This is a genomic window from Marinobacterium marisflavi, assembly GCF_982447095.1.
Genome location: NZ_OZ457898.1, coordinates 1,744,084 through 1,768,089, shown reverse-complemented (window position 1 = coordinate 1,768,089; position 24,006 = coordinate 1,744,084). Strand labels below are relative to the sequence as shown.

Genomic DNA, 24,006 nt, shown 5'->3' with positions numbered 1-24,006 from the left:
ATTTATTCTGGTGAGACTATTTGTTGTCGACTAACGCTAGGATCTACTGCTCCTGATAGAACTTCAGAATGCTGGAGAAATCCAGGCCGCCTGTGCCGTTTTTACGGTGCAGCATGTACAGCGCGCGGGCTGCGGAGCCCATCGGTGTGGGCGAGCCACTCTGCTGGCTGACATCCATCGCTAACCCTAGATCCTTATACATCAGGTCCACCGCAAAGCCGCCTTGGTAATTATTAGAGGAGGGCACATTGGGCATTACACCGGGGAAGGGGTTGTAGACCTGCAGCGCCCAGTTGTTACCGGAACTCTGCTTCATGATCTCAGAGAGCACTGCCGGATCCAGACCGTTACGCACCCCCATATTTAACGCCTCTGAGGCACCGGCCATCTGAATCGCCAGCATCATGTTGTTGCAGCATTTGGCGATCTGGCCCGCACCCGAGTCGCCCGCGCGGAAGATGTTTTTGCCCATCGCCTCTAGAATGGGTTTAGCCCGCTCGAATTGAGCTTCTGTTGCACCGACCATAAAGGCAAGGGTGCCCGCTGTAGCTGCACCGACTCCGCCTGAGACCGGTGCATCGATGAAGTCGATACTGCGAGCGGCACCCACTGCAGAGACACGCTTTGCGGTCTCGGCATCAATGGTGGAGCTGTCAATTATCAGGGCGTCGGACTCCACGGCATCAAACAGCGGTGTATCACCGGTAACGAACAGCCCTTCAACATGCTGGCCTGCCGGTAGCATAGTGATGACAAACTGTGCGCCTTTGACGGCCGATGTTGCAGAGTCAGCTGCCTGTGCACCGGCTGAGACTGCTCGTTCAAGTGCGGCTGCTGAGAGGTCAAACACCTGTACCTGGTGACCTGCTTTTACCAAGTTGGCGGCCATCGGGCCGCCCATATTACCCAGTCCGATAAATCCAATTGTTGCCATTCTCTGTCCCTCTTATGTTTATTGTTCAGGGTAAAAAGTTTTGCCGTTAAAGATCGCTCAACGGATTCGCTTGTCCGGGCTCCCAAGGGCTAGTAAAGAACTGCTGCACAAACGCTTCGTCGACGCTGCTCACCGTCTTATAGCTCCAGTCGGGTTTGCCGTCTTTATCGACTAGAAGGGCTCGAACCCCCTCTGGAAACTCGTGATGACGGCAGCACTGTACCGACAACTCGAGCTCGGCCATAAACACCTCTTTGAGTGAAAGGTGGCGGCAGCGTTTGAGCTGTTCAGCAATGATGTGCACTGATAGGGGCGAACCGTGGGTGATCGCTTTTTTAGAGCGTTGAATCCAAGGATCCTCGCTTTCGAGCTCGTGCATCGCTTGCATAAGATCATCGAGCGAATCTTGATCGGTGATCTGCTGTATGAAGTCAAAGTGATCCTGGATTGGAGCGTCTGTGCGCAATACCGCTTGGGACTGCTGCTCGAGCTGGCGCAGCACCTGATTTACACAGGTGTATGCGTTTGCATTCCAGTCTGCCCCCACCAGTGAACTGACTAGCTGCGGCAATTTGGAGGCATCAATGAAGCGATCAGCAAGGCCTAGGAAGAGGGCGTCTGCCGCGTAGATTGGATTGCCAGTGAGACCAAGAAACAAGCCAGTACGCCCGGGCATACGGTTAAGGAAAAAACTACCGCCAACGTCAGGGTAAAGCCCGATAGTCACTTCTGGCATTGCGAGGTGTGAGGTTTGTGTAACCACGCGATGGCTACAGCCGTTCATTAGACCCATGCCCCCACCCATAACATATCCGCTGCCCCAACAGATCACAGGTTTAGGGAAGGTGTGAATGCGGTAGTCGATCCTATACTCGGCAGTGAAGTAGTCGACCGGGAAACTAGAGTTCGCCTCGTTAGTGATCGACTTGTAGAGGTTCACCACATCGCCTCCGGCGCAGAAAGCCTTCTCACCTGCGCTGGTCAGTAGCACCGCTTTAATTCGCTCATCCGCAGCGGCCTGATCGAGACGCGGCAGAATCAGCTCAATCATCTCCAGCGTCAGTGCATTGAGTGAGCGCTCAGAGTTGAGATGCACCTCAAGAATAAGGTTGCCGTCGTTTGTGGGGTGTTCGTTAAAGAGTACGCAACTCATTAAAGGTCCTTAATTTGCTCAGTTAGCGGTTCTTCCACTCGGGTGAACGTTTTTCTAGGAATGCATTCACCCCCTCTTTTTGATCCTCAGAGAAGAAGAGGTCAACGAAGAGTTCACGCTCGAGAATGTAGCCTGCATCCCAGTGCTGGTGACGGTTGTTTTGAATCAGTTGTTTACAGTTGGCGATCGACATTGGACTCTGCTGCTCGGCCTGCTTGGCCAGCTCCATTGCACGCTCAAACGCGCCTCCGGTAGGTACCAGCTCTTCGACTAGGCCGATCTCTTTCGCTTGCGGCGCTTTCAGACGTTCGCCTAATAAAATCATGCGCTTAGTCCAACCTTCTCCAACCAGCATCGTCAGATTCTGGGTGCCACCCGCACAGGGAAGAAGTCCCACTTTGGCTTCTGGCAGCGCCATTTGAGCCTGCTCCTCGGCGACACGAATATCGCACGCCAGTGCAACCTCGAGGCCACCCCCCATGGCAAAGCCGTTTATCGCAGCAATGGATACGCCACGGAAATTCGATAGCGCCTCAAAGGCCTCTCCGAAGCCGCGGGCCATGTCGCGAGCCATCGAGCGATCGCCATCTGCGAACAGCTTGAGGTCGGCACCGGCACAGAAGAATTTCTCGCTGGTAGAGCGCAACACCAGAGCGAACACTTCGCGATCGGCGTTGAGCTGCGCAACCAACTCGGTTAACTGCTTCAAGCTCTCAACGGTCCAGGTGTTAGCCGGCGGATTATTCATCGTAATAACCGCGGTATGGCCCTGCTTTTCTAAAAGTAGCGCGTCAGACATGCTCTCTCCCTAATATCGCTTAAAGTAGCTCTGCGGCATCCTGCATCAGCGCCCGGCGGGCGATGATCAGACGCATAATTTCATTGGTACCCTCAAGGATACGGTGCACGCGGTTGTCACGTAGGTAGCGCTCTAGCGGATACTCCTTGATGTAGCCATTGCCGCCAAAGATCTGCAGCGCTTCATCGGCTACGGTGTATCCGGCGTCGGTTGCAAACTGCTTCGCCATAGCACAATAAACTGTTTTATCGGCATGTCCGGCGTCGAGCCGGCTTGCTGCGAGTCGAATCATCTGGCGGGCAGCAACCAACTGAGTGGTCATATCAGCGAGCTTGAACTGCAGTGCTTGGAAGTTGCTCAGTGTTTTGCCGAACTGGCTGCGTTCCAACATGTAGTTGCGTGCGCGTTTAAGCGCCGCTTGCGCCGTACCGATAGAGCAGGCGCCAATATTGATGCGTCCGCCGTCCAGGCCCTTCATGGCGATCTTAAAGCCATCACCCTCAGCGCCCAGCATGGCGCTAGCAGGCACGCGTACCTCATCAAAGGTAACCATACGGGTGGGTTGTGAGTTCCATCCCATTTTCTGCTCCTTGCGCCCGTAGCTGATGCCTTCGCTTTTGGCATCGACGGCGAAAGCCGAGATCCCTTTGGCGCCTGCTTCACCGGTGCGTGCCATTACTACGAGGACATCGGTTGCGCCGGCACCGGAGATAAAGATCTTGCTGCCGTTGAGCAGGTAGTCGTCACCATCGCGACTAGCGCTTGTCTTAAGTGAGGCGGCATCGGAGCCGGCGTTGGGCTCTGTTAGGCAGTAGGAGCCAAATTGCTCACCCGCCGTGAGGGCAGGGCACCACTGGTTGCGCGTCGCTTCGTTACCAAATTCTGCGATCATCCACGCCACCATGTTGTGGATCGTTAGATAGGCGGTAGTCGATGTGCAGCCCTGTGCGAGCTCCTCAAAGATGATGCTGGAATCGAGTCGGCTCAGCCCTAAACCGCCAACATCCTCTGGGGCGTAAAGGCCACACAGGCCGAGTTCACCCGCTTTACGCAAGGTCTCAAGTGGGAATATCTGCTGCTCATCCCACTCAGCGGCATTGGGTTCGAACTCTTTTTCAGCGAAGCTTCGAGCCAGGTCGGCAAAGGCGATCTGATCTTCGTTCAGCTCAAAATCCATGGTGCTTTCCTTTGTTGTTATCCGCTTACTTTAGCTGAATCGTGGTGTTTACCCCAGTGTCTATATCCTCTTCGAACCAGCGCGCGGTAACGGTCTTGGTTTCGGTGTAGAACTTAACCGCCTGTTTACCGTAGGCGTGTTGATCCCCATAGAAGGATTTACGCCAGCCAGTGAACGAGAACATCGGCAGCGGCACAGGCACTGGGACATTGATACCGACCTGGCCTACCTTGATCTCGTGTTGATACTTGCGAGCAGCGGCGCCCGATGAGGTAAAGATCGACGTGCCATTACCATAGGCGTTGGCATTAATTAGGGCGATCGCTTGATCCAGCGTTTCAACCTCAATGGCGCAAAGCACTGGGCCAAAGATCTCCTCTTTGTAGATCGACATATCGGTGGTGACACCGCTAAACAACGTCGGGCCAACCCAGTTGCCGTTGGGGAAGCCATCTACGGTGCAGTCGCTACCGTCGAGCAAGCACTGGGCACCAGCATTCTTTCCCTGCTGTATGAAGTCGAGCACACGGGCTCGAGCACTTGGATTGATCAGCGGGCCGTACCCCGCATCCGGGTCGTCCCAGGCGCCGGGGCGAACCTTGTTCATCGCCTCGCGCAGCTCCGGAATCCACTCTTTGGCACTGCCTACAAATACAGCGACAGAGATCGCCATACAGCGCTGACCTCCGGCCCCGACAGACGCACCGACAAGATTATTGATAACCTGATTCTTGGACGCGTCCGGCATGATCACCATATGGTTCTTGGCGCCGGCAAAGGCCTGCACCCGCTTCAGATGCTCGGTGCCGGTACGGTAGATGTGTTCCCCGACTGCAACCGAGCCGACAAACGAGATAGCGGGCGTATCTTTGTGGGTCAGCAGTTGGTCGACCACCTCTTTAGTGCCATGCACAACTTGCAGCAGACCGTCAGGGGCGCCCGCCTCTTTGAACAGCTCCGCCAAGCGCATTGGTGTTAGTGGATCCTGCTCGGAGGGTTTTAGAACGAAGGTGTTACCACAGGCGATGGCCATCGGAAACATCCACAGGGGAATCATCGCTGGGAAGTTGAAGGGTGTGATACCCACACAGACACCGAGCGGTTGAGTGATGCTGTAACAGTCGATTTTTCGCGCGACATTTTCAACGGTCTCACCCATCGACAGTGAAGCGATATTACAGGCGTGTTCAACCACTTCTATACCGCGCCATACATCACCTTTAGCGTCTTCAAACGTCTTTCCTGTTTCGCTGGATAGCAGGGTGGCGATCTCGTCGTGATGCTCTTTGAGTAGGTGCTGGTAACGCAGCATCAAGCGAGCACGCTCGCCCACGGGGGTCTCTTTCCAGCTCTCAAATGCAGTCTGTGCGGCGGCTATGGCCGCGTCCACTTCGGCGGATGTCGCACACGGGACCTCAGCAATAACATTTTGAGTTGCGGGGTCTGTTACGGGAATAAAAGTATCGGTCTGGCTTTGGACCATCTGGCCGTTGATCAAAAGAGGGACACGCTTAGTCATTATCAATACCTGCAATCGTTATTCTTATAGATACCCATTCGTTCGGGTTAAATAGATTTTTAACACCAGTCGCCTAAGAGGGAGATTGATAATCTTGCTCTATTAATGGACTATATTGTGGTTTTTACTGATCCATTTGTCGTAGACCGGACTCAGAAAAGCGCGAATCAGTAGTAGGTATAAAGAGAACATATGAGCCGCCCCTCTAATTGGCCGCTTCCGCCAGAGAGCTTTCGATATCTAGTACCTCGCTCGCTTACGGCTCAGCTAGCGCAGCATCCGCTGTCCGCCGACTTGTATCCACGTGCCCTCGGCTTCTATGCAGCAGCTTCGGGGCACCGAATGCAGCGCGAGTCTCACGATGACTACTTGATGATCTACTGTCTGGAAGGGAAGGGCAGGTTTAGCGCAGCAACGAGCGAGAGCACGCTAGAGATGGGCGATCTGTTAATTGTGCCCGCGGGTTTGAATCACCGGTACGCCGCAGATCCTGCCGATCCCTGGACCATTTATTGGACCCACTTCGAGGGTTTGCGGGCCGCAGAATTTGCTTTGCACACGGGGATCCCTTGTAACAATGCCGGCTATCAAATTCATCAGGTGGGTTTACATGCGCAATTGATCAGCGATTTTGAGGCGCTGATGGAGGCACGTAACTCAGTGCAGGAGTTAGCGAGTCACATCTATGCGGCCAACCAGCTTCGCCAAATCCTGTCACATATTGCGCTCTTACGGCCCACCGAGTCTATCAAGGGACAGCGTGAAACTGCTGAGCTTGAGCGGGTGCATTCGCTGATGCGTTCGCACCTGCATGAGAAGCTCGACCTAGACACCCTCGCCGCCGCCGTGAATCTATCAAAGTTTCACTTTGTTAAACGCTATCGAGAGCTCAGCGGAACAACACCAATCAACCGGTTTATACAATTGAAGATAGAGCGGGCATGTCACCTGTTAGACACGACTGATAAGGAGATAAAAGAGGTGGCCTACGCGGTGGGCTACGATGACGCCTACTACTTCTCACGCATATTCCGAAAACAGCTGGGTATTTCACCCAGTCAGTACCGAGCCTCTCGAACCTAGACGCGCCTATTCGAAAGGTGTCAGGTGGGGAGAACGTTCTAAACCCCCATACGCGACATTTCGAGAAGCTCGGTTTCCACATCAGTTTCCAGTTGCAGTAAGAGGCTTGGGTTGAATACGCTCATGATCGTACTTTCCTAGCCATGTTGATAAACTTCTCAGCCCCACTATAACGACGGTGATGAAGAATATGACAGCGCAACATCCCGTAGCTCGGCGGTCCTTCCCGACTGGCCCTGTGACAGCGGCCTACGAACGCTTGGTGGATGCAGGGGAGGTGAGACGAGATGATGAGCAAGTCGCTCTAGCGGAAAAACTCGATGCCCTGCACGAGTCTCTTACCTCGCTTCCAGCAGTGCCCGTGCGCACCGAAGAACCGACAGAGAGCCGTGTTACAAGCAGCGGTCGGCCGTTAGTGGCGCGATCCATGGCTTGCGCCCGGTCCTTTCTTCGAAAGAAGCTCCAATTGTGGTCTTTTGGAACACCACCGCGAGGCATGTACATTCATGGATCGGTCGGAGTTGGCAAGAGCTTTCTGATGGATCTCTTCTACGCGTCGGTTGATGTTCCCGGTGATGATTCTCGCTGTAGTAATAACAGCCGACGCCTTAAACACGCAAAAATTACCAAACGCCGCGTTCACTTTCATGAGTTCATGCTGGAAGTGCATCATCGAATTTTTGTCTACAAACAAAAGCACCCCCGAGATGATGCGATCCCTATGATCGCGCAGCAACTGGCTCAGGAAGCCCAACTCCTCTGTTTCGATGAATTTCAGGTAACAGACGTTGCGGATGCCATGATTTTGAAACGACTTTTTCTGTTTTTACTGGATTGGAATGTCGTTGTGGTGGCGACCTCCAATCGCTCTCCCGATGCATTGTATGAGGGAGGCCTTAACCGATCTCTCTTTTTGCCCTTCATAGACCTGTTGAAACACAGATTTGACATCATATCCATGGAGGATTCCGCCAAGGATTATCGACTCGAAACTCGAGCGGATGGTCAATCCTATTTTTGGTCAAATAAGGATGTCCTTGGCGATAATAATGGGGATAACAGCATGCAGGCACAGTTGAGAGAGATATTTGGTGGCACTGCACCCGGAACTGAGGCCGAGGTTATTGAGGTACTCTTCGGTCGCACCGTGCAGGTCGCCCGATTCAATGACCGGTGCGCCTGGTTTGATTTTTCCGAGTTATGCTACCAACCGCTTGGCGCGGCTGATTATCTCTCCCTCTGCAAGCGATTTCCGGTCCTCATCATTGATCGCGTGCCGCAATTAGACGCCAATCAGCTCGACGAAGCGCGACGATTCGTGACCCTTATTGACGTGTGTTATGAATCTCGAACGCGCTTGGTGCTGGCGGCAAACGTCCCGCTCGATGAATTATTTGTCGATTTTGAAGCGCAAGTCGAAAGCAGTGATGGAAATGAAGAACTGTTTGTCAGTGAACTGGGGGGCAACTCGAGTTCTTTCGCGACAACCATGATTCGCACCAAAGAGGGTGAAAATATGGAGTGGTCGGCGACGGGCCTAATGGGCGCGTCACTGGCACAATTCTCGGCCGCCAATGATCTCGCCTTCTCCTTTCGACGAGCCGCCTCTCGATTGGTAGAAATGGGTGGAAAGGAGTGGGGACGGAAATGACTTTCCCCACTCGTTTGAGTCATTTATTAAGTCAGCTACGCGTGTTTTTGAGCACTGTAAGCTGTGCTGTTTAAGTTTTGCATCAGTCGGCGGTCACCTTTAAAAGCAGTGCCTAAACCAATCGATTGATCGAAAAAAGGGCAGGTTGTCACGACTTTGGTAGGTTATTTCTCTCAAGCCAGAGCAAAAATTCTTCGGATGGCATGGGGCGGCTAATGTAATAGCCTTGAACGATGTCACAGCCAAGATCTTTCAGCAGGTTAAGCTGTTGCTCGGTCTCTACTCCTTCTGCAATTATCTCCAGATGAAGGGCTTTGGACATGTTAATGATCGCTTTGACCAGGTTCAGATCACTTTCAGACCCTGGCAGCCTCGAGATAAATGATTGATCTATTTTAAGTATGTTGAACGTCATTGATTGAAGGTAAGAGAGCGATGAGTAACCGGTACCAAAGTCATCGATAGACAGGGATAGTCCCAGCGTACGCAGCTCTTGGAGTTGATTTGATACCTCATCCCCCATATCTAAAAACGTTGACTCGGTTACCTCGATATCGACGTAACGAGGGGGGAGTTTAAGCAGACCGAGTGTTGTTTTGAGCGTCTGAACCAGATCTCCAGAGGCGAACTGCTTTGCTGAGAGGTTAATACCAATGCTAAAGTCCTTATACCCGCGTTCCAGAAGCGCTTTGGCTTGCTTACAGGCTTGCGTAATTACCCAGTCGCCGATCGGTATGATGAGATCTGTAGATTCGGCATAGGCCAAGAACTGGCCAGGCGCCACATAGCCTAAATCAGGGGTCTTCCATCGAATCAGCGCTTCCGCGCCAACAAATTTGGACTCCCCTATGGTTATTTGCGGTTGGTAGAAGAGCTCGAGCTGCTCCTTTTTTATTGCTTCACGCAGGTTGGCCAGCATCTGTATGCGAGCGTGCACCCCTTTGTTGAGCTGCTCGTCGTAGAAAATCCATTTGATAACGTCGGACATTTTTGCATGTGATAGTGCAGCATGGGCGTGGCTTAGTAAGGTAATTTCATCACCGGCATCGCCAGGGTGAAGCGAAATCCCCAGGTTTGGATTAAGATAAAACTTACCAAACTGAGTGACAAAGGCGCGCTTGAAAAGACGGCTAACCTCGTCAATAAGTTCATTTATTCTCTCTTCATACTGGCCACTTATGACCACTGCAAATTGCACACCGGTCACGCGCGCAAGAAATTCTGCATCATCCACGACTGTGAGAAGTCGCCGTGCCACCGCCACGATTAGATGATCACCGACGTCAATGCCGAGGCTGTCGTTGATTTCGCGCAGCCCAGTAAAACCTATCAGGATGAGGCAGATATCGTCCTGATGTTTCATTTCTATTTTGAGGTGGTTAATGAGATTCAGGCGATTCGCTAAGCCCGTCAAACTATCGAAGTTTGCATCCCTAAACAGACGCTCCTCGTGCTGTTTTCTGAAGATGTCGAGATCGTGTTTGACTGAGTGAACTTCAGTGACATCCTTCATGGATCCGATAACGACCAGCGCGCCGTTTTCGTCGGTGAACGTATCGACGTGATTGACGACCCATTTCGTTTGTCCCGAAGCAGTACGCATTACAATTTCATACTGGCTGGGTACCGGCTCGCCCTGTACCCTGCGTCGGTAACGGTCCTCGACGGTCGCGAGCGACTGCTGATCCACGAAATTGAGAAGTAACTGGCCCTCCAGTTTGTCCACGGTTGTTTCCAGCAGAGCGGCCATCTTAGCGTTTGCGTAGATAACTTTGTGGTCCGTTAGGACGTACACAGCATCCTGAAGCTGGGTAATCAAGCCTGCAATGATTGCAGGGGAGCAGCTATTAATATCCATCTCGGTCGCTCGTTACGTTCTTCGGATATCACAGTTGTGAGATCTTGTTACCAATGAGTCTAGTTCACAGAAACAAGGAGCGCTTTCCTGTCTGGGATTGGAAGCTGTGGCAGTAAATTTTATCCCCCAACCTGAACGCAAGATTTTAGCTATTTTTGAGCGCAGATACTGCCTATGAGAGATCTTCTTCAATTCCGTTTGTAGAGATTAGCGAGCTGGGCTAACCTGAAATTGATTGTTCGAGAGGTAAGCGAAATGGAAGCGGAACATCGCAAAGCAGAGGCTGAACTGGAGCAGATTCGCTCATAGATCGACCGTTTCGTCAGCAGGCACGCACCGATACTTCAACATCAGATGCAATTAGCTTCAGACTGCGAAGGTTTCCCGAGCTGCGGTGAGTGCAGTTCATGCCGAGAAACAAAGTTACTTCGTGAGTTGCAGCAGCTAGTGTCCGAGGTTGAATTTCGTTCGTCATTGCTCAAACGGAATGTCTAAATCAGCGCAGGCTTCTCACGTAGCGTTCTGTCTCGTGTGCTATCTCGGGGTCTATCGCTCTTTGCTATGGGCCTTTGACCTAGGTTGAACGTGTAAATATGACTTTTAGCGCACAGGGTGCTTGGGGTTATCAGAAAACTCAATACGGAGAACACGTTTAGTAGGGAGTTTTGCTTAGCTCTTGTTTGATTGCCAGTGAGAGCAAATAGCAGTGCGGAAAAACATACGTGGAGGTCCGTTGATGTTCCGACGTTAGAGAGTCCGTTAACTTGGAGAAAGATCATAATCAGCGATTCCATTGCGGGCGGTTTGTGGCTGACCTCTCGTTGACTGACGACGCTGGCAGACTAGGCTTAGGCTAGTTGTGCCTTGGGCGACTTACGGAGGTTTGATGTTTTATGAGTCGGGTCGAACTGCCCGTACAATACTAGCCGGTGTTTTGCTCAGCCTGCTCGTGCTTGCACTAGCGATATACTTCAGTGTGTCCCATGATCGGCGGATGAAAATTGAAAGTGCAGAGGAGAGCGTCAAAGCCTTAGCTGTTGCATTAAGCAAAGAGGCCGACGCAACCCTCTATGTAGCAGAGTTGTCTTTAGTCCGTATTGTTGAGGAGATTAAAAGAGATCCGGATCTACTCGATTCTGCGAGACCTGACTTGCATAATTTGCTGCTTCAGACCCGGGATTTGCTACGCCGAGATGAGTTTGAGCAAAGTTTTGGTCACCTATTCGTAGTCAAGCGCGACGGATGGAATGCCGCGAACAGCGTTAACTTTCCCCTTGAAAGTATTGATGTGTCCGATCGAGCCTATTTTTCACACCATAAAAATAGCGTGGTTGATGACCTTCACATCACCCAGCCGTTAGTTTCGAAAGTCACCTTTGAAAGGCGTGTCTTTCTGACAAAACGCCTGAGTGACATGGAAGGTAATTTTCTGGGTGTTGTCGGTGTGCATTTCAATCTCGATCACTTCAATCGAATGTATGCCCAGTTGGGGTTGCCACCAAGTGGCGCGGTCACGGTACTGAGAACTGATGGTTCGGGGGTTTTTCGTTATCCGGATGTCAGTACGTTCTACGACCAGAATATCGGTGAGCAACCCTACTTTAAAGAGATGCTCTCTCAAGGTGCGGGAAGCATCCAGTTTCGTAGCCCCTTCGACCAGGATGAACGTATCAAGGGATTCCGGCTGAGCGACAAGTATTCTGTAATTAGTGTCATATCGCTTTCTAAGGCCAACACACTCTCTCATTGGCGAGTCAACGCGATGGTTATAGTGCTGGTATTCATTGCGATATCGATTGTCTTGTTACTTATCGTTCTGGTCGTAAAAAGACAGATAGTCGCTATCATGCGCCTGACAGACCTGTCCGTACACGATCCGCTAACTGGTCTCCTTAACCGTCGTGCCTTTGATGAGAGACTCGAAGAGGAGTGGCGCAGAAGTACACGAAGTGGTTTGGCAATCGCAGTTCTGTTTATAGATATCGACTTTTTTAAGGATTACAACGATACCTACGGTCATGTGGCTGGTGATCGTTGTTTGAGGCAAGTTGGGCGTTTGCTAAGTCATCATTTCAATCGAGCCGGTGAGTCTGTCTTTAGATATGGCGGTGAGGAATTTGTCGTGTTGTTGCCCAATACCTCGTTAGATCAAGCTATTGCTGCTGCAGACAAGGTGCTTGAGGCGGTCCGTAAACGACGTATCGTGCACAAAGGCTCGCAGATCAGTGATCGAGTGACGGTCAGCATTGGCGTCGCTCAAGCCGATGCGGCAGACATCGATTCACGACATTCATTGGTCGAGAGCGCGGACGACGCCCTCTACGCTGCAAAGAATGCAGGTAGGGACCGTCGGGCCACCTCTACTTAAGCTTCGTGCAGATCCGCTAAACTTTCGGGCTAGTGTTTACGCCACACGAAAATCATCTCAGTCTCGAGAAGATCTGAACGTGAGGATAGGGACTGCCAATCCCTTTGGCGAATCCTACATTCCTCATGAGGGAAGTTTCGAGTTTTTGAGACGCACCACTTTGACAAGCAACGTAACGCCGACGTGCGAGGATAGTGTCAAGACGAACTATTTGAGACATTTCTTGGTATCTGTGTGAGGCTTGCTTTGATCTAAAACTGGAAAGTCTCTAACGCTTCCACGCATTCTGCTTTTGACAGAGTGCAGCAGCAATGAACCCTTACCTTTAGTGTTACCTCGGATGATATGACGTATATAAATTCATGGCCCGTCCGCCAAATTTAGTCTGGGTCGGGACAATTGCTTAATCCTGGCGCGATAATTGCTAGCCCTATGGATAGGTTTGAACCTTCTGTTTAGTTGAATTTTTAAGAAAATTCTAGAGGTGGATGGTTTTTTTTGCGTTACGCGTCGCATTTTGCGACGTTTTTTGCGATTTAATATGCGGGTCATCATGGACTCAATGCAACAGTATAGGGATTTCTGCATGCACTCAAATGATCAATTGGTAGTTCGCGCAGCGCGCTTTGTGTGGTTATTACCACTTGCTGTTCTGGTGCTGTCGCTGCTCTCGGCTGAATTCTATTTTGATGCGGAGCTCTCGTTTTCGTGGCTATGGGTCACGAATGCCGTTGCTGTCTTGTGGTTGTCGTTAGAGGCTTATAGCCGCCACTCTGCCTTACCAGATTCAAAAGTATTCCTATTATCGGTGCTGGCCTTACTGGCGTCGAGCGTGCTATCCGGTAGCGCACTGCCTGACGCGGTTGCTATGACAACTGTTAATTCTGTTGAGATTTATCTGGCATCATGCCTTTTTCTGTCGGTGATCAATAAAGGGTGCTCACTACAAGACGGTGGGCGGTTCGCCCGTAAAGTCGTGCAGGTGTCACTGAAGCTTGCAGTCATACTGGTCACCGCAGCACTGATCATATCGGTCTACTTTCAGCAACGCTACGGCGCCCCCTTGCTCTACGGTGCAGGGGCCTGGGTGGGCTCTCAGCTGGTTAGCTATTTATTTGTCTTTCCGGTTCTCATATCGGTCTGCAATCATGATTCCACTCCACACAAACTTTCACTCATGACCAAGCTCTTCGTGGGTTTTGTGGTGTACGAAGTGAGCAGCCATTTTTTTGGTAAGCCTCTTCTCTATGACTTTATCGATGTCGCCGTGTGGTTGATGGCAATAGCGCTACTACTGCCCATGCGCGCGTATGCTGCGATGGGATTCTCATTTTCGGCCGTAGAGTTGCTTGCACTTCAAACGGAAGCACTCCCCAGCGCATTGGGCCCGTTGCAGGTAAATCTGGCGCTCAGCGTGGTGGTCGCAATGTCCGTGGTGACCGCTATCGTTATGGCGCGCTCCACACTGCTTAATAAACTCACGGTAGGCGCATATGAGAAGCTGAATGCAAAGAGCGCTCAACTTTCTCTTATTCTGCAAAGCGCAGACATCACCTTGTTTGAACTGGATATTGATTCGGGAGATGCGACCCTGATTGAGGGCAAACACCCCGCGATGCCCGTCGGTACCGTGATTCGAATAGGCGATGCCCTAGCGAGTATGATCCCGTCTCAAGCTGATGCGAATCAACTTCGCCAAACACTCGCTCAAGACGAAGCTGAGATGACTTATGCCGTACGCTACCCCGGAGAGAGCGGGCCACACTGGTCTCATATATACACGGGTAGGACCTACAAGAGGGGCACGCTGCTTAAACGGTTAGTCTTGCGCCAAGATGTTACCGAGCTGATGCAGACAACAGAGCAACTGCGAGAGCATTCGGAGCGTCAGAAGGAGCTCTTTTCTGTTATCGGACATGAGCTGCGTACGCCTGTGGCCTCGATGGCGATGATTGCGGATGATCATGAACTCAGTGCCCCGGAGAAACTGACGAACGTCCGCGAAATATCTCGCAACTTGTTAGCTGTGCTAGAGGATCTGCGCACAGTGGTTATGCCTGAGCGTGCTCGGGTATCTCAGGAGAGCACCGCTAAACCCGAGGCTGTTATTGAGCGGGCGCTGAGTGCGATTTCGCACTTAGCATCGGATAATCAGGTCACGGTAAAATTTACCCACACAGCCAGTGGTTTGTTGTATTCAATCCGTGAACAAGCGCTGCGACAGTTGGTGACCAACCTGACAAAGAACGCGGTGATTCATTCAGAGGGATCTGAGGTTTTGGTGAGTTTGACCTATACGCAGGGTGAGGATGGCAGTGATAGGGCAACCCTCAGCGTTGAGGATGACGGGAAAGGCATTCCTGCTGATCAGGTTGAGCGCCTGTTCACAGCATTCAGCCGAGGCGATACGCAGAAAGATGGTACGGGTCTTGGGTTGTTTATCGCGGAAGAGTTGAGCGCCCAATTGGGCGGCGTGTTGACATACCGCGACAGTGAGATGCTTGGGGGCGCATGTTTTAGTGTTGTCTTCCCGCTGAAGCCGCTCGACTATGAGGCACAGGCACAGGCACAGGCACAGGCAAGTATAAATCTTTCAGGTTACCGAGTGCTATTCGCAGAAGACGACAGGATGCTGCGCATGCTAACCGAAAGAGCACTGATCAAACAGGGCGCCACGATCGAATGCCATGAAAACGGGCAAAGTGCGCTAGATGCGTTTAAAAAGGCAGACGGTGCATTTGATCTCGTATTGACGGATCTTATGATGCCGCAGTTGGATGGATATGGCCTTACATCGGCTCTCAGAGCCGAGGGCTATGTTGGCCCAATTATTGGCGTAACCGCAGCGGTAGTAGGGGCAGAGACGGATCGTTTGCTAGCGGTTGGCGCCAGTGGTGTCATTGCCAAACCGATTACAATTGAGAAGTTACTCGACGAGCTGACTCGCTTAAATACGGAGCCCGCAAATGTCTAAGGTATCGATTTTATACATCGATGACGATCCGCTCGCGCACGCTGCATTGCAACAGATGCTGGACTCCGACTATCACCTCCACGGTTGTACCGATCCTAATGAGGCACTCGCGAAAGCGCTAAGGCTTCAGCCCTCATTGATTCTGCTGGATGTATGTATGCCGCATGTGGACGGGTCCGAGGTACTGACCCTTCTGAAGAGCCTGCCAGGTACTCGAAATATTCCTGTTCTCGCTTACAGTTCAAAGATTGATCAAGGTACCTTGTCAGAGTTGATTAGACGTGGGATTAGAGGCGTTTTGGACAAGACCGCATCGGAAGGCGAGTTGCGAGACAGCATAGACTACGTTTTGACCCATCCGGCGCCATTGTAATAGCGACGGATGATTTGGATATGCTGATATTGGTCAAGACCGACCCTTCTCGGCCATTTCTATCAGAACACTACCTAAATTTCTTCATGTAATGATAATGATGGAGATCTAAGTAATGAACATTTGAGAAGCGTCTGAGTAATTGAAGCAAACTAGTTAGGTGTAGCTTTGAGTTTACCATTCGTGATCCGAATGTTGTTGTCGACTCAGCATTGGCGCAGTTTTTGCTGATTGGATGGCTGATCTTTGAAAAATCAGAAACACTGCATGATTGATAACTCATACTCTTTTCATCGGACACTGGGCTAACGTGCTGCACAGCTTTTAATTGTCGCAACGCTTAGCTATCTCGGCCTAGCGTGGTTCTACGAACTCTATCCAGCGGTCTATACCTGCCTTAGCGCGATATCAGGGTACTCATTGGCGATACGTTTGTATCGACTGAACCGCCCTCAATTTGCAGCGCGCGTAATGCTCCTATCATTGTTGGGGGCTACTTTTTTTGTCATCAATTATGTTGAGCCCGCGACCGGTATTGGGCATCTGTATTTCATTTTAACGGCATTGGTTGTTGTCGTTTTGGATGTCAAGCAACAACAGATTGAAGTCGGTTTCTTTTTAGCGCTGGCAATCTGCTGTCTGACACTTGGCTTCCTATTTGAACATAACTTCTTTGGGATGAAGGTCTCTGACCTGCCCGTTGGTGTTATTCGGTATGCTGGGGCGATAACAAGTGGATCGGCCATTTTAGTGATTGCCGGTTTGATTACTCTATTCGTTACGCGTGCGAGTGAGCTATCGGCCTCTCAGGCCGAACTGATCGAGGATCTTGATCACGCAAACAGCGCGAAGTCCGCATTTCTTGCAAACATGTCCCATGAAATTCGAACACCATCGAACGGTATTTTTGGTTCTTGGCAGGTGATCCGCGGTAACTTGAATGACCAGGCCACAGTCGCTCGTTACACCAGCGTAGGTATGCAGAGTTACCACTCGGTTATTGGAATCGTGAACGATATTTTGGATCTATCAAAGCTTACCGAATAAAAGGTAGATCTCTACCCGGAGCCTAGCAGCGTGGACGACGTCATCAAGCTTGTAACTTCAGAGCTGAGCGCGCTGGCACTGGCTTAGGCCTACCCATATCCAAAAAACTTGCAGAGTTGATGGGCGGTAGCATCAGTGTCACCTCCAAGCTAGATCGAGGAAGTAGGTTCGAAGTTCAACTTTTTCTGCCAGTTACATCCATTTCACGAGCGGATCAGAAATCCAGGATAGATATCGCCAAACTACAGCCAGCGCGGATTCTTTTGGCCGAAGATGTTATGACCAATCGCATGATATTCGGCGCGCTTCTGAAAGGCCTACCGTATGAGATAGATGAACCGGAGAACGGTGAGTTGGCAGTCGAAAAAGCCCTGAAAAACGATTACGACCTTGTATTTCTCGATATTCAGAATTGGTCGACTACACTAAGCCAATTATCGCCTGTACCGCTAACGTGATGAGGGAAGATATTGAGCATATATGTCAGCGGGATTCGACAGTGTGATTGGCAAACCCTACTTGAAAGAAGATTTAGTCATCAATATTCAGGCCGCAGCGATCCGCGGATCGCTATCTAAATCCATTTGGGGGTCTTTGATCTGGGCTCTGGTGGCTCTCGATGACTCCTAAGTGCCGCAGGCGGGGGACAAGGGCAAATCGGCAGGAGTCGACCCAATCCAGCATATTAGTGTTCGCTTATTGAATGGGTAATCGGACTCTATCTTAAAAGTAGTTAAGACTGAAAATCACTCTCAACGGTTTAAGATAGTGGTACAGGCATTGTCGGTTTATCTTCTCCCGGATTCACTGCCAAGGGAGGAATTTGTCGCTACAAATTGCTCTGGTTTACCTGATCATATGCAGTCAACCTTATCGCTTATACGTGGAGTCCTGTTTTTCGATTAACCTAATCATTGCGGCTAGGGCGTCTTCACCAGCTCCATACTTAGGATTGAAGTTAAGTGAGTCGCGCACACATTTTTCTAGTACATCAGTGGGTATCTCTTTCACCTTACCCATCGACATTGAAGCAAGTTGTGCCTCACATGCACGATTAACCAACCACATGAGCGAAAATGCTTGGGCTAAAGTGGCGCCAATAACAACGGGACCATGATTTCGTAAAAGAAGAACCTGCTTGTCGCCTGCACTAGCGAGAATTCGCTCGCCTTCATCAGCATGAACGGTGATGCCCTCAAACTCATGATAAGCAACCTTTCCATAGAGCTGGGCGGAATAAAAGTTACTGTAGCTCAGACCATCTTCGAGGCAACACACGGCCAATGTGGGCGTAGTATGCACGTGCATTACGCAGTGGCCGTTCGGAACCCGCTTGTGAATTTCGCCGTGAAACGTAAAGCCGGCAGGGTTGATTGGCCAGTCAGAGTGTCCAACTATGTTGCCTTGAATATCAACTTTAACCAGATTGGATGCGCAAACCTCAGAGTAGTGAAGACCGAACGGGTTAATTAGAAAATGTTCTGCCTCGCCGGGAACACGCAGTGAGATATGGTTGTAAATCGATTCATCCCAACCAAGATGTGCAAAGACTCTGTAGACGCCTGCAAGCTGGACGCGAGCTTGCCACTCTTCGTCACTGTAACGTGTTGGGTGTTCGTAATACTTAGCCATGTGTCTCTCCTGAATCTAAATTTTTGCTCATGTTATCTAAGTATCATCTGCATAAGAATTATGGATAATATTGATAGATGGTACATTTTTTATAGAGGCTATTTTGAATTCCAAGCAGCTCATCTATTTTCAGGCGACGGCAGATCTAAAAAGCATTGCGGCGGCATCGCGTAAGCTGGATGTGGCTCAGCCAAGTATTACGCTACAGATCGACAATCTTGAGCATGAACTGGGATGTGTGCTGTTTACTCGCGACTATAAAGGGATGCAACTTACCGAATTGGGTGAGAAATTCTATCAGCACGCGTCAGCGATACTCCGGCAGATCGAGCAATCCAAATCCGACGTTTCGGCACTGGCGGAGGGTTTAAGCGGGCGATTGAGTATTGGTATGAATCAACCCACCTGCAACAGTTTGGCAGTCCCCTTGGTGGCGCTTTTTAAGGAGCGTTACCCGGGTGTAGATCTCGACTTGCGTACATCGCTCTCGTTTAGCCTGAATCAGGCTTTAAGATCGGGCGAGATAGACCTTGCGATTTCATCGCCAGATGGCAGCGATATGAGCGGACTCGACGCTGAGTATTTGTTCAGGGAAAGACTCTTCGTGGTGATGGGTAAATCTCCCAATAATCCCGCCTTAAGACCGCTTTTATCGGAAAGCCAGATTAGCTTTACTGAGCTTGCTAAACATGAGTTGCTCATAACCAGCAACCAAGATTCTTTGGGCCATGTAGTTACGCAGTTTGAAAAAACATCGAGGGTATCCTTGCGGCGTAAACGCCCGTTCGGACAGCTGATGACGTCACTTAGATATGTGACCGAAGGGCACGGGCTCTTGTTAACGCCATCGTCCTCCTTTTTTCATCTTCAAGCTAATAATCAAATACACGTACTGGAGGTCACCGAACCTGAGCTTTGGCGGGATGTCTATATCATGAAGAGAACGGATCGGCCTGAAACGCAGTTGCTTCGCACGGCTTCTCGTTTGATTCATGAAGTCAGGGATCGGGAAAGCAAGGCCGGGCACTGGTTGGGTGTAGTAGAGGAAGCTGCTACCTGAATCTTCGCGAACATCACGGACTGGTGGATGACTAGACTAACGCACCATGAATGTCTGCTTCCGGTAATTCTGTCGAAACGACCATCTTAAGTAATCCGCAGTAAGCAGTCGCGCAATACGTTTTGCGTACAGCGCTCGGACAGCGTCGAGAAATGTCGACCGGGGTGCTCTTGAAAAGCGCTGGTCGTGCCCTAATATTAGAGTTATCGAATATATTAGGAGCTTCTATGAGTCAGTCACTCAATCTGTCATGTCCGCACTGTCTTGCCACTAACCGCGTACCTGCTGATCGCCTAGAGCAGGGGCCAGCCTGTGGAAAATGTCGCAAAGCGATCCTCACGGGAGCGCCTATAGCGTTGGATGAGGAGAGCTTTGGTAAATTTATCCGCAACACCGATGTGCCGGTTATTGTCGATTTCTGGGCTGGGTGGTGTGGTCCATGTCGTATGATGGCGCCAGCCTTTGCAGAGGCGGCTAAGCGGATGGAGCCGCAGGTGCGATTTGCCAAGGTAGACACCGAAGCTGCACAGCAGCTGGCAGCGAAATACAACATTCGCAGTTTGCCAACAATGGTGCGGTTTGAGAATGGTAAAGAGAAGGATCGGGCATCGGGTGCAATGAACATCACCCAGATAATGCAGTGGGTAGGGAAATAAAGAGCTAAGAAGGAGCGATCTGCGCGAAGCGCACGCTCGCAATACAATAAAAAACGCGGGCACAAGGCCCGCGTTATTAAATTTGAAGACCAAGGGCCTGTTAATGCTGCTCGTTAGCCTTAACCGACCGCAGGAAATCAAAACCACACATGGCAACTGCCAGTGCGCAGACAATCGTTAAATCAGTATGGTTTACGGTGAAGGCGAGAATTCCAAGGAATACCGCCAGCAGTCCAAAACCAACCAGTGCAAGTATAAATCGCATCGTTAAGCGACCTCCTCATTAATTTGTTCTTGTTGTAGGCTCTGCGCTAGCCAACGCGCTGTACGCAGCAGTCGTGCGTCATCACCACGTGGCCCCACTAACTGAATACCCATAGGCAGTCCGGACTCGCTGGTAAATACTGGGATGTTAATCGCCGGTGTACCGCAGAGCGTCCAGATACCGTTGAATATAGGATCGCCGGTGCTATCAAGTCCGGGTGCAGCCCCCGGCGCTGAGGGCAGAATCATGGCGTCACAGCGCTCGAACATCTCTTCCAGACCAGCGTTGAGTAACTCACGCCAGTCCAGTGCTGAGATGTAGTCACGTGCCATCACTTTCTCGCCTTGGGCAATTGCATCGGTTACTTCCGCGGGCAACTGATCAGCGTGTTGGCTGGAGTAGCGGTAGTAGCATTTAGCCATCTCAGCAAAGTTAATGGTCATCCGTGCTTCAACGGCCTCATCAAATGCCTTTGGCAGAGTCGTAGAGAACACCTGTTCGCCGAGAAACTCGCCAAGTTCATTGAGTGCTGCCTTGAGTTCGTCACTGGCGCGATCAAAACCTGGTGGCTCAACAAGTGCAAAGGTCGGCGTGACTGGCACCTTTTGACGCGCAATTGTTGCCGCCTGAGGTGAGGGCAATAGTTCAGTCGCACTGTCTTTCTCGTCGTAGCCGGCGAGAACATCAAGAGCCTGAGCCAAGTCTTCGATACAGGTCGCGAATACACCGATGGTGTCTAGTGTCGGCGACTGCATCAAAACACCGGTGCGCGGTATCATGCCGAAACTTGGTTTGATTGCGTGCACACCGCAGAAGGATGCAGGTCGGATAACTGAACCTCCTGTCTGTGTGCCGATTGCCAGAGGCACCATACCTGCCGCGACCGCCGCTGCAGACCCCGAGGAGGATCCACCTGGCGTGTGCTCTAGGTTGTGCGGATTACGCGTTTCACAGGGGGTCAGGTATGCAAACGGCGTTGTGCGAGTTTTACCGAAGATAATAGCGCCGGCAGAACGTAGTCGTGAGACCAATTCTGCATCACGTTTAGGTACGCGGCCTGCATCGATTGGCGTACCGTTCTCAGTCGGTATCGCCTTGGTATCAATGATATCTTTCAGTGCAACTGGGATGCCGTGCAGAGGGCCCAGTGGCAGCCCTCGCATGCGGTGCGCGTCCAGAGCTTGTGCTTGGGCGCGCGCGTACTCAGCATCAAACCACGCAAACGCCTGAACCTTATCCTCTTGTGCCTCCACCTGAGTGATGTAGGCATTGACGATCTCCAATGCACTCAAGTCGCCACTCTGTTGGCGCTCTCGCAGGGCGATCACCGAGGTTGTTGGTAGTTCAGTCATGCGTGCTCCTATTTCGGTCCGTAAAGTAGGTCAGGTAGGTAGTAGACAATATCGGGTACTGTGTACATCAGAATCATCGCTACGAATACCATCGCAAGGAACGGCATACAACCTTTAAAGATCTCGGTCAGCTTAACTTCGGGCGGCGCTATACCTTTGAGATAGTAGGCCGACATCGCCATGGGCGGTGTTAGGAATGAAGTCTGCAGGTTGAGCGCGACCAGAATACCGAAGAAGAGCGGGTCGATACCGAACATAGGTAGCAGCGGCAGGAAAATCGGCACAAAGATAATGATGATCTCAGACCACTCAAGCGGCCAACCCAGTAGGAAGATGATTACCTGTGCCAGCAGTAGGAAGGCCAGCGGAGACATATCTAGTCCGGTTACGAAGTCGGCTACAATATGCTCACCACCCAAGTACGAGAAGACACTTGAGAAGGTGTATGAGCCGACAAACAGCCAACATACCATTGCTGTGGTGCGCATGGTGAGGTAAACGGACTCACGAAGACGGTCCCAGGTGAGCGAGCGATAGGCTGCAGCCAAAACAATACCACCCAGTGCACCGATAGATGCAGCCTCTGACGGTGTTGCTAAACCACCTAAGATTGAACCCAGTACTGACAGGATCAGCACTGCAAGCGGCAAGAACGAAGTGAGAAGCATCCACAGAACTTTGCCCAACGGGAGGTCTGGCACCTCGTCTTTGGTCGGTTTTGGTGCTAATTCAGGCTGCAGCGCTGCGCGTACCATCACATAGATCAAGTACAGTCCAGCCAGTGTAAGGCCTGGAAGTAGGGCACCCGCGTAGAGGCGTACGATGGAAACACCCGACGCTGCTGCGTAAACGATAAGCATGATTGACGGCGGTATCAAAATACCGAGCGTACCGCCCGCACAGATGATGCCCGAAGCAAAGCTACGGTCATAACGTGCTTTGAGCATTGATGGCAGTGCTAACAGACCCATCAGCGTTACCACCGCGCCGACGATACCTGTTGCAGTAGCAAACAGTGCACAGGTGATTAGCGCTGCTACACCCATGGAACCGGGAAGGTTCTTCGCTGCGATGTTCAGGGTAGAGAAGAGACGGCCAACGATGTTGGCGCGCTCGACGATGTAACCCATGAACAGGAACAGGGGAATCGCTGTTAGGACCTCATTCGCCATCACCGAATAGGTTTGGTTGATAAAGAGGTCGAATATACGGTTGTTGAACAGGCCTTCGATCCAGCCGCCAAATTGACTCAGGGTATCGACGTCTCCCTTTGCCATCATGCGTTCGTAGCCGCGCCACATGCGGTCGGCATCGAAATAGGCGTAGTAGCCAAAAATAATGCCCATCGCCATTAGGGTGAATGCGATAGGGAAACCGAGCAGTACCATAAACAGGAACAGCCCGAGCATAATAATTGCGATTATCGGGTCACTCATCTTATCGATCCTTCGCAGTCACTTCAGCATCAGCAAGCTGATCTTCGTGAGTGTTTTGTGAATCTGCCTGACGCATCAGCAGTACTTCTGTCTCTTCTACATCATCGCCATCTAGAGCTTCTAACCAGTCGCCGGTGCGGATGCAGTAGATGCAACGCATAACCTGAGCAATACCCTGGAACAGGAGTAGAACGCCCGCGGCAACGATGACCATCTTGAATTGATAGATAGGGATACCCGCTGGGCTGTTGACGGATACCTCGTTGTAACCCCAAGAGCGAACACCGTACTTCCAGCCAGTTAGAACCAGAGCGAGAACACCTGGGAAGAAGAATATGAAGTAAAGCGTTAGATCGACCTTCGCTTGAGTGCGAGGAGACCAGGTGCGATAGATAAAGTCGCCGCGCACATGGCCGTTTTTAGAGAGCGTGTATGCGCCACCCATCATGAACAGCGTGCCATACATGATAAATGAGACGTCAAGTGCCCAGGCTGTTGGTGAGTTGAGAACGTAACGAACAAATACCTCATAGCCAACGCCAAAGGCCATTACAATAATGAGCCACGCGAAAGCTTTGCCTACCCATGCGGAGAGGTTATCGGCAAAACGGATATAACCAAGCATTGATGTTTCCTCGAAAAACTAAGCGGGGAGAGTGCTCCCCCCGC

The 24,006-nt window shown here is 51.1% G+C and carries 20 protein-coding genes and 1 pseudogene; 10 read left to right on the top strand and 11 right to left on the bottom strand.

The features are described from left to right. Positions 1-43: 43 nt before the first annotated feature. The 5 genes from mmsB to AC1WNR_RS08695 are packed head-to-tail and all read right to left on the bottom strand — an operon-like array spanning position 44 to position 5,582. On the bottom strand, positions 44-934 hold the full coding sequence (mmsB, locus tag AC1WNR_RS08715; protein WP_481644114.1) for a 3-hydroxyisobutyrate dehydrogenase: 891 nt from the start codon (positions 932-934) through the stop codon (positions 44-46). Positions 935-980: 46 nt separating this feature from the next. Next, the gene (locus AC1WNR_RS08710) at positions 981-2,087 is read right to left on the bottom strand and encodes an enoyl-CoA hydratase/isomerase family protein (protein ID WP_481644113.1); all 1,107 of its coding nucleotides are present in this window, start codon (positions 2,085-2,087) and stop codon (positions 981-983) included. A 22-nt stretch (positions 2,088-2,109) separates the two neighbouring features. Continuing rightward, complete coding sequence (locus AC1WNR_RS08705) at positions 2,110-2,886, bottom strand: enoyl-CoA hydratase (protein ID WP_481644112.1); 777 nt, start codon at positions 2,884-2,886, stop codon at positions 2,110-2,112. Positions 2,887-2,905: 19 nt separating this feature from the next. Continuing rightward, positions 2,906-4,063: an acyl-CoA dehydrogenase family protein gene (locus AC1WNR_RS08700; RefSeq protein WP_481644111.1), complete on the bottom strand. Its 1,158-nt coding sequence runs from the start codon at positions 4,061-4,063 to the stop codon at positions 2,906-2,908. Positions 4,064-4,088: 25 nt separating this feature from the next. Beyond that, on the bottom strand, positions 4,089-5,582 hold the full coding sequence (locus AC1WNR_RS08695; protein WP_481644110.1) for a CoA-acylating methylmalonate-semialdehyde dehydrogenase: 1,494 nt from the start codon (positions 5,580-5,582) through the stop codon (positions 4,089-4,091). 192 nt (positions 5,583-5,774) lie between these two features. On the opposite strand from AC1WNR_RS08695, the gene AC1WNR_RS08690 reads away from it, so the two are divergent. After that, complete coding sequence (locus tag AC1WNR_RS08690; RefSeq protein ID WP_481644109.1) at positions 5,775-6,665, top strand: helix-turn-helix domain-containing protein; 891 nt, start codon at positions 5,775-5,777, stop codon at positions 6,663-6,665. A gap of 262 nt (positions 6,666-6,927) precedes the next feature. Further along, complete coding sequence (gene zapE, locus AC1WNR_RS08685; protein WP_481644108.1) at positions 6,928-8,316, top strand: cell division protein ZapE; 1,389 nt, start codon at positions 6,928-6,930, stop codon at positions 8,314-8,316. Between the two features lie 148 nt (positions 8,317-8,464). On the opposite strand, the gene AC1WNR_RS08680 is transcribed toward zapE, so the two are convergent. Continuing rightward, complete coding sequence (locus AC1WNR_RS08680) at positions 8,465-10,174, bottom strand: sensor domain-containing protein (protein WP_481644107.1); 1,710 nt, start codon at positions 10,172-10,174, stop codon at positions 8,465-8,467. A gap of 886 nt (positions 10,175-11,060) precedes the next feature. On the opposite strand from AC1WNR_RS08680, the gene AC1WNR_RS08675 reads away from it, so the two are divergent. From AC1WNR_RS08675 to AC1WNR_RS08650, 6 genes and pseudogenes are all read left to right on the top strand, one after another. Further along, positions 11,061-12,542: a sensor domain-containing diguanylate cyclase gene (locus tag AC1WNR_RS08675; RefSeq protein WP_481644106.1), complete on the top strand. Its 1,482-nt coding sequence runs from the start codon at positions 11,061-11,063 to the stop codon at positions 12,540-12,542. A gap of 586 nt (positions 12,543-13,128) precedes the next feature. Next, positions 13,129-15,516, top strand: a complete 2,388-nt coding sequence (locus tag AC1WNR_RS08670) for a hybrid sensor histidine kinase/response regulator (RefSeq protein WP_481644105.1) — start codon at positions 13,129-13,131, stop codon at positions 15,514-15,516. Further along, the gene (locus AC1WNR_RS08665) at positions 15,509-15,889 is read left to right on the top strand and encodes a response regulator (RefSeq protein ID WP_481644104.1); all 381 of its coding nucleotides are present in this window, start codon (positions 15,509-15,511) and stop codon (positions 15,887-15,889) included. The genes AC1WNR_RS08670 and AC1WNR_RS08665 overlap by 8 nt, the downstream gene beginning before the upstream one ends. Positions 15,890-16,360: 471 nt before the next feature. Next, entirely contained in the window at positions 16,361-16,936 is a 576-nt protein-coding gene (locus AC1WNR_RS08660; RefSeq protein WP_481644103.1) for a histidine kinase dimerization/phospho-acceptor domain-containing protein, read from the top strand. A gap of 77 nt (positions 16,937-17,013) precedes the next feature. Then, positions 17,014-17,112, top strand: a pseudogene (locus tag AC1WNR_RS08655) (ATP-binding protein); the annotation flags it as partial. A gap of 102 nt (positions 17,113-17,214) precedes the next feature. After that, a complete protein-coding gene (locus tag AC1WNR_RS08650) occupies positions 17,215-17,394 on the top strand; it encodes a response regulator (protein ID WP_481644102.1) in 180 nt (59 codons plus the stop codon). Between the two features lie 412 nt (positions 17,395-17,806). Here the strand turns inward: AC1WNR_RS08650 and AC1WNR_RS08645 are convergent, their stop codons facing one another. Beyond that, positions 17,807-18,568, bottom strand: a complete 762-nt coding sequence (locus tag AC1WNR_RS08645) for a class II aldolase/adducin family protein (RefSeq protein ID WP_481644101.1) — start codon at positions 18,566-18,568, stop codon at positions 17,807-17,809. A 70-nt stretch (positions 18,569-18,638) separates the two neighbouring features. Between AC1WNR_RS08645 and AC1WNR_RS08640 the strand changes: the two genes are divergently transcribed. Next, positions 18,639-19,628: a LysR family transcriptional regulator gene (locus tag AC1WNR_RS08640; RefSeq protein WP_481644100.1), complete on the top strand. Its 990-nt coding sequence runs from the start codon at positions 18,639-18,641 to the stop codon at positions 19,626-19,628. Between the two features lie 227 nt (positions 19,629-19,855). After that, entirely contained in the window at positions 19,856-20,284 is a 429-nt protein-coding gene (gene trxC, locus AC1WNR_RS08635) for a thioredoxin TrxC (RefSeq protein ID WP_481644099.1), read from the top strand. 100 nt (positions 20,285-20,384) lie between these two features. Here the strand turns inward: trxC and AC1WNR_RS08630 are convergent, their stop codons facing one another. From AC1WNR_RS08630 to AC1WNR_RS08615, 4 genes are read right to left on the bottom strand one after another with little or no spacing between them, the layout of a single operon-like run. Continuing rightward, positions 20,385-20,549, bottom strand: coding sequence for a hypothetical protein (locus AC1WNR_RS08630; protein ID WP_481644098.1), 165 nt, complete (start codon positions 20,547-20,549; stop codon positions 20,385-20,387). 2 nt (positions 20,550-20,551) lie between these two features. Next, the gene (locus AC1WNR_RS08625; protein ID WP_481644097.1) at positions 20,552-21,901 is read right to left on the bottom strand and encodes an amidase; all 1,350 of its coding nucleotides are present in this window, start codon (positions 21,899-21,901) and stop codon (positions 20,552-20,554) included. Between the two features lie 8 nt (positions 21,902-21,909). Beyond that, positions 21,910-23,337: a TRAP transporter large permease gene (locus tag AC1WNR_RS08620; RefSeq protein ID WP_481644096.1), complete on the bottom strand. Its 1,428-nt coding sequence runs from the start codon at positions 23,335-23,337 to the stop codon at positions 21,910-21,912. Between the two features lies 1 nt (position 23,338). Beyond that, positions 23,339-23,962 (bottom strand): TRAP transporter small permease subunit, encoded by a 624-nt coding sequence (locus AC1WNR_RS08615; RefSeq protein ID WP_481644095.1) that lies wholly within the window; start codon positions 23,960-23,962, stop codon positions 23,339-23,341. Positions 23,963-24,006 lie beyond the last annotated feature (44 nt).

Coding starts and splice junctions, on each gene's coding strand:
- mmsB (WP_481644114.1), bottom strand. CDS start 934: ATGGCAACAATTGGATTTATCGGACTGGGTAATATGGGCGGCCCGATG.
- AC1WNR_RS08710 (WP_481644113.1), bottom strand. CDS start 2,087: ATGAGTTGCGTACTCTTTAACGAACACCCCACAAACGACGGCAACCTT.
- AC1WNR_RS08705 (WP_481644112.1), bottom strand. CDS start 2,886: ATGTCTGACGCGCTACTTTTAGAAAAGCAGGGCCATACCGCGGTTATT.
- AC1WNR_RS08700 (WP_481644111.1), bottom strand. CDS start 4,063: ATGGATTTTGAGCTGAACGAAGATCAGATCGCCTTTGCCGACCTGGCT.
- AC1WNR_RS08695 (WP_481644110.1), bottom strand. CDS start 5,582: ATGACTAAGCGTGTCCCTCTTTTGATCAACGGCCAGATGGTCCAAAGC.
- AC1WNR_RS08690 (WP_481644109.1), top strand. CDS start 5,775: ATGAGCCGCCCCTCTAATTGGCCGCTTCCGCCAGAGAGCTTTCGATAT.
- AC1WNR_RS08680 (WP_481644107.1), bottom strand. CDS start 10,174: ATGGATATTAATAGCTGCTCCCCTGCAATCATTGCAGGCTTGATTACC.
- AC1WNR_RS08675 (WP_481644106.1), top strand. CDS start 11,061: ATGTTTTATGAGTCGGGTCGAACTGCCCGTACAATACTAGCCGGTGTT.
- AC1WNR_RS08670 (WP_481644105.1), top strand. CDS start 13,129: ATGCACTCAAATGATCAATTGGTAGTTCGCGCAGCGCGCTTTGTGTGG.
- AC1WNR_RS08665 (WP_481644104.1), top strand. CDS start 15,509: ATGTCTAAGGTATCGATTTTATACATCGATGACGATCCGCTCGCGCAC.
- AC1WNR_RS08660 (WP_481644103.1), top strand. CDS start 16,361: ATGCTCCTATCATTGTTGGGGGCTACTTTTTTTGTCATCAATTATGTT.
- AC1WNR_RS08650 (WP_481644102.1), top strand. CDS start 17,215: ATGACCAATCGCATGATATTCGGCGCGCTTCTGAAAGGCCTACCGTAT.
- AC1WNR_RS08645 (WP_481644101.1), bottom strand. CDS start 18,568: ATGGCTAAGTATTACGAACACCCAACACGTTACAGTGACGAAGAGTGG.
- trxC (WP_481644099.1), top strand. CDS start 19,856: ATGAGTCAGTCACTCAATCTGTCATGTCCGCACTGTCTTGCCACTAAC.
- AC1WNR_RS08630 (WP_481644098.1), bottom strand. CDS start 20,549: ATGCGATTTATACTTGCACTGGTTGGTTTTGGACTGCTGGCGGTATTC.
- AC1WNR_RS08625 (WP_481644097.1), bottom strand. CDS start 21,901: ATGACTGAACTACCAACAACCTCGGTGATCGCCCTGCGAGAGCGCCAA.
- AC1WNR_RS08620 (WP_481644096.1), bottom strand. CDS start 23,337: ATGAGTGACCCGATAATCGCAATTATTATGCTCGGGCTGTTCCTGTTT.
- AC1WNR_RS08615 (WP_481644095.1), bottom strand. CDS start 23,962: ATGCTTGGTTATATCCGTTTTGCCGATAACCTCTCCGCATGGGTAGGC.